General features: G+C 72.8%; 5 protein-coding genes. 4 read left to right on the forward strand and 1 reads right to left on the reverse strand.

Going from position 1 to position 7,034, the window contains the following annotated elements:
* On the reverse strand, positions 1-294 hold a 294-nt coding region (locus tag AB0B76_RS04590; protein WP_360369273.1), incomplete at its 3' end, for a hypothetical protein.
* A gap of 342 nt (positions 295-636) precedes the next feature.
* On the opposite strand from AB0B76_RS04590, the gene AB0B76_RS04595 reads away from it, so the two are divergent.
* From AB0B76_RS04595 to AB0B76_RS04610, 4 genes are all read left to right on the forward strand, one after another.
* Positions 637-1,800: a cysteine desulfurase family protein gene (locus AB0B76_RS04595; protein WP_360369276.1), complete on the forward strand. Its 1,164-nt coding sequence runs from the start codon at positions 637-639 to the stop codon at positions 1,798-1,800.
* A 681-nt stretch (positions 1,801-2,481) separates the two neighbouring features.
* The gene (locus AB0B76_RS04600; RefSeq protein WP_360369279.1) at positions 2,482-3,048 is read left to right on the forward strand and encodes a hypothetical protein; all 567 of its coding nucleotides are present in this window, start codon (positions 2,482-2,484) and stop codon (positions 3,046-3,048) included.
* Positions 3,045-5,861 carry a glycosyltransferase gene (locus tag AB0B76_RS04605; RefSeq protein WP_360369282.1) on the forward strand — a complete coding sequence of 939 codons (2,817 nt, stop codon included), beginning with the start codon at positions 3,045-3,047 and terminating at the stop codon, positions 5,859-5,861. The genes AB0B76_RS04600 and AB0B76_RS04605 overlap by 4 nt, the downstream gene beginning before the upstream one ends.
* Positions 5,862-5,969: 108 nt before the next feature.
* Positions 5,970-6,839, forward strand: a complete 870-nt coding sequence (locus AB0B76_RS04610; RefSeq protein ID WP_360369284.1) for a chitosanase — start codon at positions 5,970-5,972, stop codon at positions 6,837-6,839.
* Positions 6,840-7,034 lie beyond the last annotated feature (195 nt).

Here is a 7,034-nt window from a genome sequence, read left to right on the forward strand (position 1 = left end):
CGATTCGGTGCCCCCGTCGCGGGCTGCCGCTTCGCTGTGGTCCCGGAACGCTGCGCCGTCCCCGGGCCGGCCCGATTCGGTGCCCCCGTCGCGGGCTGCCGCTTCGCTGTGGTCCCGGAACGCTGCGCCGTCCCCGGGCCGGCCCGATTCGGTGCCCCCGTCGCGGGCCGCCGCTTCATCGCGCTTCCGGAAGGCTCCGCCGTCCTCGGGGCGAGACGGCTCGGCGAACCCGTCGTCGCCGCGCGGGCGCCCGGCACTCACCGGGGCCCACCCGGATGCCACGGTCGCCACCATCGCACGGGCACGTCCTGACGCTATCGCAGTCACAGGGGCAGGTTCCTGATCAAGCATTCGTCGCGCGGGGGCGCCGTGGATGCACCCGGCGCGAAAATCTCTTCAGGTTGCGAGAATGGTCGCGTACCGCCTTACGCTGCGTGACCAGCCCACGGCGGGTCTCGACGGGGTCCACGGGCCGCCACCAGGATTGTTCCGAATCGATGGACCGCCCGCGCCCGCGCGACGTGGGGTGCGTTCGTCACGGGCGGTGCTCCCGTGTGCCCGCCGCACGCGGGAGCGTGGTGGTCGCCGCCCACCGGCCGGGAGGTAAGGGGTGCCCGGCCGTTAGGCTTGGCCCCGATGCCGTACCTCGACCACGCCGCCACCACGCCGATGCTCCCGGAGGCGCTCGACGCCTACGTCGCCACCGCGCGCGAAGTCGGCAACGCCTCGTCGCTACACGCCCCCGGCCGCCACGCCCGCCGCCGGGTCGAGGAGTCGCGCGAGCGGATCGCCGCCGCGCTCGTGGCCCGGCCCTCGGAGGTGATCTTCACCGGCGGCGGCACCGAGAGTGACAACCTCGCGGTCAAGGGCGTTTTCTGGGCCCGCCGCACCGCCGACCCGGCCCGCAACCGGGTGATCGCCAGCTCGGTCGAGCACCACGCCGTGCTCGACTCGGTCGCCTGGCTGGAGGCCCACGAGGGCGCCGCGGTCACCTGGCTGCCGGTCGACGCGTCCGGGCGCGTACACCCGGAAGCGCTGAAGGAGGCCCTCGCCGGCGGCGACGTCGCGGTCGTCACGTCGATGTGGGCCAACAACGAGGTCGGCACCGTCCAGCCCGTCGCCGAGCTGGCCGAGCTGGCCGCCCGCGCGGGCGTGCCCTTCCACACCGACGCGGTGCAGGCCGTGGGCCAGGTGCCCGTCGACTTCGCGGCGAGCGGCGCGGCCGCGCTCACCGTCAGCGGCCACAAGCTGGGCGGCCCCATAGGCGCGGGCGCGCTGCTGCTCAGCCGCGAGGTCGACTGCACGCCGCTGGCGCACGGCGGCGGTCAGGAGCGCGACGTACGCTCCGGCACCCTCGACGTGCCGGCCATCGTCGCCTTCGCGGTCGCCCTGGAGCTGTCGGTCAAGACCCAGCGCGAGTCCGCCGAGCGGATCGGCCGCCTGCGCGACGCCCTGGTGGAGCGGGTCCGCGCGGCGGTACCCGATGCCATCCTCAACGGCGACCCCACCGACCGCCTGCCGGGCAACGCGCACTTCTCCTTCCCCGGCTGCGAGGGGGACGCGCTGCTGCTCCTCCTGGACGCCCAGGACATCGCCTGCTCGACCGGCTCCGCATGCTCGGCCGGCGTGGCCCAGCCCTCGCACGTCCTGCTGGCCATGGGCGCCGACGACGCGCGGGCGCGCTCCTCGCTGCGCTTCACCCTGGGGCACACGTCGACCACGGCGGACGTGGACGCCCTGGTCGCGGCGCTGCCCGCGGCGGTCGAGCGAGCCCATCGAGCGGCCACCAAGAGCCGCTGAGCACATCGCCACGATCGCGCGGCCGCGCTCCCGAGGTTGAGCGACGCCCCGGGCGGGGCGGGCGGCCCCCGGCGTCCCGGGCGGGGCGGGCGACCCCCGAGGTTGAACGGCGTTCCGGGCGGGGCGGGTGGCCCCCGAGGTTGAGCGGCGTTCCGGGCGGGGCAGCCGCGCCCCCGACGTCCAGGGCCGGGCGGCCGGGCCCCGACGCCGCGTCCGCGCGGACGCGGCCGACGGTGATCGTGACCGGCGCGACCGGTCAGGCGGGCCTGGAGGGTCACCCGACGGGTGGTCGCACGAGAGGGTGCTGAACAGCCGGAACAGGCTCCACCGAACGGCCCTGTCCCCGGGTGAGGTACTGATGAGGAATGCCGAACGAGGTCGGTCATGAGGGTGAATCCCATCGGGTGAATTACCACCGAGCGCTACAAATATGACCAGCTAGCGCGGCGGCCGATTTGGTTACGGCCATTCTTTGACGTTTTTACTGCGGCTTAAGTCGGCCGCTCACCCTATGTTTGCGCGGTGTCAGTCGAAACCCCTTCCTCGGATGAAGCCACTCAGATCATCGCCAGGGATGATCATTCGTCCCCGGTATTCGTCGATGCCTCGGGTCGGCGGGGAAGGCGAATCCGAATTGCTTTCGGCGCGCTCGGCGCGGCGACGCTCATCTATGGAGCGTTAGTGGCCACAAGCCTGGCCGGCGGCCCGCTCAAGCCTGAGCAGCTGCTGCCGTTCCCGGAGCTGGTGAACAACCTGCCGGTGCTCGACCAGCAGCCGCCCGCGGCCCAGCCGGGCAGCAAGAACACGCCGGCCGCCAAGCCGCCCGCCGTGACCACGGCGAAGAAGATCACCACGGCGGGCCAGCCGGCGCAGAGTGAGGTGCTCCCGGTGCCGACCGCGACCGCGCCCGGCCCGGGTGCGGCCACGACCACGGCGCCGCCCGCGGAGGCCACCGACGCGCCGCCCACGACGCAGCCGAGCACCCAGCCGCCGCCCACGCCCACGAAGACCCGGCAGCCGACCGCGGACCCGACGAAGACCGCGGCGCCCACGCCGACGAGCGAGGGCACCGCGCTACCGGGCGTGACGTCGGGGGCGGGCCAGACGCCGGGCGCGGTGCCGGTCGGGGAGACATCGATCGGGGTCTCCGTCACGACGTCCGTCGCCCCGGGCGCGAGTGGCGGCGACGGAGGCTCGGGCGGTACCGCCGCAACACCCAGCGTCACGGCGAGCCTGGGCCTGGCGTGATTCGCAGGCGGAAGGCCGCGAACGGCGGGAAGAGGCGTTTCTCGTTCGCCCGCCTCGTCTTCGGCATCGTCCTGCTGAGCATGCTTGCGGGCGTGCTGTTCGTCGAGGCGTACGTCAACGCCGAGTTCCACCCCGACCACAGCGAGAACGCCGGCCGCCAGTCCACCGTGCCGCAGCAGGTCATCGACGGCGGCCCGATCATCGACACGCGCAACAACCAGGTGCGCTCGTACGCGCTGCCGGCCAAGACCATCGCGCTCACGTTCGACGACGGGCCCGACCCCGAGTGGACGCCGCAGATCACGAACGTGCTGCGCCGGCACAACGTGAACGCGACGTTCTTCGTCGTCGGCACCCAGGTGACCCGGCACGCCGACATCGTCGCCGAGCTCGCGCGCGGAGGCGACGAGATCGGCATCCACAGCTTCACGCACCCGCGCCTGGACAAGCTCTCGCAGTGGCAGCGGGAGCTGGAGTACTCCCAGACCCAGCTCGCGGTCATCAAGGCGACCGGGCAGAAATCCGCGCTGCTGCGCCTGCCGTACTCCTCCAGCGCCGACGCGATCGACGACGCGAACTGGCCATTGATCAAGGACGCCGGACGCCTCGGGTACCTGTCGATCATGACGGACACCGACAGCCGCGACTGGAGCCGCCCGGGCGTCGACGCGATCGTGCGCGGCGCGACGCCGGAGGGCGACGCGGGTTCGATCGTGCTCATGCACGACGCGGGCGGCGACCGGAAGGAGACCGTCGAGGCGCTCGACAGGTTCATCCCGCTGATGCAGCAGCGCGGGTACACCTTCACGACCATCTCCGGCGGCCTCACCAAGGCCCTCGCCGGGAAGAGCATCGCGCTGGAGTCCCCGGCGGACCCGGCCGACCAGCGCCGCGCCCTCGCGCTCGTCACGTCCGTCTCCGTGGCCGACTGGATCATGGAACTGCTGCGCGTGCTCTTCCTGATCGTTGGCATCCTCACGATCGGGCGCACGGTCGCGCTGTTCCTGCTCGCCGGCCGCCACGCGCGGAAGCGTCGCGCGAAGACGTGGCAGTGGGGCCCGGCGGTCGACGAGCCGGTGTCGGTAGTCGTGCCCGCGTACAACGAGAAGGAGGGCATCGAGGCCGCCGTGCGCTCCCTCGCGGGTGGCGACCATCCCGGCGGCATCGAGGTCGTGGTCGTCGACGACGGCTCGACCGACAACACGTCCGAGCTGGTCGCGGCGCTGAAGTTGCCCAACGTGCGCGTCGTGCGCATCCCCAACGGCGGCAAGCCGAACGCGCTCAACGTCGGCGTCGCCCTGACCCGGCACGACCTCATCGTCATGGTCGACGGCGACACAGTGTTCGAGCCGGATTCGGTACGCCACCTGGTCCAGCCGTTCGCCGACCCCACCGTGGGCGCGGTCGCGGGCAACGTGAAGGTCGGCAACCGCAAGTCGATCGTCGCGCGGTGGCAGCACATCGAGTACGTCATCGGCTTCAACCTCGACCGCCGGCTGTACGACCTCCTGCAGGTCATGCCCACGATCCCCGGCGCCATCGGGGCCTTCCGCCGCCAGGCCCTGCGCGACATCGGCGGCATCAGCCACGACACGCTCGCCGAGGACACCGACGCCACCATGGCGCTGTGCCGTTCGGGCTGGCGGGTCGTCTACGAGGAGCGCGCCCGCGCGTGGACCGAGGCCCCGAGCACCCTGCGGCAGTTGTGGCTGCAGCGGTACCGCTGGAGCTACGGAACGATGCAGGCGATGTGGAAGCACCGGCGGTCCATCGTGGACAGCGGCCCGTCCGGTCGCTTCGGCCGCGTGGGGCTGCCCTTCATCGCCTTCTTCGGCATCGCCCTGCCGCTGCTCGCCCCGCTGATCGACATCCTGTTCGTGTACGGCCTGTTCTTCGCCAGCTGGAAGATCACCACGATCGCGTGGGTGGCGATGTTCGCGATGCAACTGCTCACGGCGATCGTGGCGTTCCGCCTGGACAAGGAGAAGCTGCGGCCCCTGTGGGTGCTGCCGCTCCAGCAGTTCGTGTACCGCCAGCTGATGTACATCGTCCTCATCCAGTCCCTGGGTACCGCCCTGACCGGCGCCCGGCTGCGGTGGCACAAACTCCACCGGGCGGGCTCGGCCGGCGCGAGCGCCCCGATCCCGTCCCAGCCCGCCACGCCCACGCCGGCGTCGGTTCTGTCCGCGTCCGCGCCCGGCCTCGAGTCCGCCGCGTCCGCGCGTGACGGTCAGGTCGGCTCCGCGGCGCGCGGTGTAGGCGCTTCCGCGCGTGACGGTCAGGTCGGCTCCGCGGCGCGTGATGCAAGCGCGTCCGCGCGTGACGGTCAGGTCGGCGCTGCGGTGCGTGGTGCAAGCGCGTTCGGCTCCGCGGTGCGTGGTGCAAGCGCGTTCGGCTCCGCGGTGCGTGGTGCAAGCGCGTTCGGCTCCGCGGTGCGTGGTGCAAGCGCGTCCGGGCGCGACGGCCAGGTCGGCGCCGGTAACCGTGGTGCGAGCGCGTCCTCGCGTGGGGATGGCTTCGGCGTTGCGCGCTCGGCCTCGGGCGCGTCCGCGCGGGGTGACGACTTCAGGCCCCGGCGCAACGGTGGTGACGCGTCCGCGCGGGAGGACGACCTTGGGGCGCCTGGCGGGCGCTCCGGCGCGTCCGCGCGGGAGCGGGCGGCGGGGGACGGGGGCGCGCAGAGCCGAGGGGTGGCGCAGGTGCCGCACGCGCCCGGGCATCAGGTTTCGGAGCATACGGCCGTGTTGTACGCGGCGTCGTACTCGTCGGTGCTGCGATCGCGGGCCGCCGAGGTCGAGGGGGAGGAGGACTGAGTGCTGCGGTCACGTCCGGTCGGAACCGGCGGGGAGGGGGACTGAGTGCCGCGTTTTTCGGTGCGCCGTGGGCTTGGTGTCGCGGCGTTCATTGTGGCTTCGCTCGCGATGGCATCGCTTGCCGTTCGGGCGCCCGAGGCCGGGGACGGCGGGCCGCCGCGGGCGACGGCCGCACAGGCCTCACCGGCGGTCGGGCCGACGCCCGGGAACGACGCGACGGTGCCGCCGAGCCCTGACGGGCGGCGCTCCGTGCGCATCGGGCCGAACCAGAAGATCCGCGGGGACCTGTCGGACCCGCAGAAGAAGGAAATCGCGATGCGGCTCGTGTCCAGCGCGGAGAACTCGACGCTCGACTGGTCGGCGCAGTACAGCTACATCGAGGACATTCACGACGGGCGCGGGTACACGGGCGGGATCGTGGGATTCTGCAGCGGTACCGGCGACATGCGCGCCGTCATCCAGCGCTACACAAACGCGGTGCCGGGGAACAAGCTCGCCGGGTACCTGCCGGCGCTCAAGCGGCTCAACGGCAGCGCCGCGCACACGGGGCTCGACCCAAACTTCACCGCCGCCTGGAAGGCCGCCGCGGCCGATCCCGCGTTCCGGGCCGCCCAGGACGCGGAGCGCGACCGGATGTACTTCAACCCGGCGCTCAGCCAGGCCAAACAGGACGGCCTGCGGGTCCTCGGCCAGTTCATCTACTACGACGCGATCGTGATGCACGGCGCGAACGGCCTGGCCAAGCTCCGCCGCGCCGCGGCCGCCGCGGCCGCCCCGCCCGCGCGCGGAGGCGACGAGGCGGCCTACCTGGGCGCGTTCCTCGACGCGCGGGTGGCGCTGATGGAGAACGAGGAGGCGCACGAGGACGAGAGCCGGGTCAACGACGCCCAGCGTGTGTTCCTCGCGGCGCGCAACTTCGATCTGGACCCACCGCTGCGGTGGCGGGTGTACGGAGACCTGTACGAGATCGCGGTCTGACCGGCGGCCACGCCCGCGCCCGGAAGCGTCGTCATGACGCGTCCGCGCGCGGGCGTGGTGCGTGTGGGGCGCGTGCACACGGACGTGGTTCATGTGGGCTGCGTCGCCATGTGGCGCTTTGGGACACCGCCGTGCTCGGACGCGGGCTCGTCTGCGCCACCGCGCGGGGCTGTGCGGCGCCACCGCGCGGGAGAA

The organism is Dactylosporangium sp. NPDC049140, assembly GCF_040648435.1.

What these genes read in the sequence shown, in the direction of transcription:
- AB0B76_RS04610 (WP_360369284.1), top strand. Translation starts at nt 5,970, where the DNA reads ATGGCATCGCTTGCCGTTCGGGCGCCCGAGGCCGGGGACGGCGGGCCG.
- AB0B76_RS04595 (WP_360369276.1), top strand. Translation starts at nt 637, where the DNA reads ATGCCGTACCTCGACCACGCCGCCACCACGCCGATGCTCCCGGAGGCG.